The organism is Microcystis sp. LE19-41.2A, assembly GCF_027530405.1.
Taxonomy (GTDB): domain Bacteria; phylum Cyanobacteriota; class Cyanobacteriia; order Cyanobacteriales; family Microcystaceae; genus Microcystis; species Microcystis aeruginosa.
Genome location: NZ_JAPZQJ010000495.1, coordinates 1 through 1070 on the forward strand (window position 1 = coordinate 1; position 1070 = coordinate 1070).

The following is a 1070-nucleotide window of genomic DNA, read 5'->3' on the forward strand; positions in this document are numbered from 1 at the left end:
ACCCTTATATAGAAAGGCATTTAGCGATTTTTGTCAATTGTTTTTTATCTAGAGCGAACTAATCAATTAAGTCTCTTGCCAGATAAGGATTTAGTCGATTTATGCCCCCCTATCGAACCATAACAAGTAACGAAGAGCCTAGCTTATTAAGATCGGCGACCGCACTTTAACCCACAGTTTCAATCAATGTACATGGTGCGTTCCCCAAAAATCTATTAGTGGAGTAGTAGGACTTACATTAGGGAACGCACCCTACGGCGATAGCGATTTGCTGAAACCGAGCTCAATACATACTGCTTTCTCTATTTCTTCCCAATAAACGTCTTCTAAAACACCCTGTTTATTCTTAATTCTTTGAGAATCTACAGCCCTCATTTGACTTAAGTTGATGTGTCGATCTCCGTCTAGTCCATTCTGCACTGTCGGGGTAATATTGACAACAAAAGGATAAGTCCTTTTCCCGGGCAACAATGGAGCAACTACTGTCGTTGTTCCATTTTGATTGCCAATATCGTTTTGTAAAATCAGGCAAGGACGTTCTTTATCGGTTTCATAACCAAGAACGGGTTTCAGATCGATCCACCAGATCTCTCCTCGCTTATAGGTTAGTCTTCCATTAGGCATTTAGACCATCGCCCACTACAATATCCCAGACAGAGATTTCTGCTTGCATCTCTGGATCATTGGCCTGATCTTTATAAGCGTCTTCTAGCTCTTTCATAAAAACCCTTCTCTTCTCTTGCCAGAGAACATCATTTATGAAGCTGCTACGATTGCTTGCTAGTCGATCTACAAATTCCAAAACTTCGTCGTCTAAGGTTATGCTAACTTTCTTACTCATTGCCATAAACTGTTTACGACAGCCTGGTAGGATTAGATCATCATACTAACTAATCCTACATTAATTGTCAATGCCTGCCTCTGATCTGTAAGTAGGGTCTGCTGAAAAAGTTTTTCCTGGGGGTAGGAGTCAGTAGCCGGTCGTCAGGAGTCGGTCGTTTCAGGCTTTGTTGCCCTTGTTTTTTGTACCAAGCGATGTACCACAAGAAGGATAATGCAAGGTTTTTGAA

2 protein-coding genes are annotated in these 1070 nt (G+C 41.3%); both read right to left on the reverse strand.

Features of this window, described 5'->3' with window-relative positions:
* Positions 1–252: 252 nt before the first annotated feature.
* Positions 253–624 carry a type II toxin-antitoxin system PemK/MazF family toxin gene (locus O9290_RS20775; RefSeq protein ID WP_288055869.1) on the reverse strand — a complete coding sequence of 124 codons (372 nt, stop codon included), beginning with the start codon at positions 622–624 and terminating at the stop codon, positions 253–255.
* A complete protein-coding gene (gene mazE / locus O9290_RS20780) occupies positions 617–841 on the reverse strand; it encodes a type II toxin-antitoxin system MazE family antitoxin (protein WP_043995880.1) in 225 nt (74 codons plus the stop codon). The genes O9290_RS20775 and mazE overlap by 8 nt, the downstream gene beginning before the upstream one ends.
* Between the last annotated feature and the right edge of the window lie 229 nt (positions 842–1070).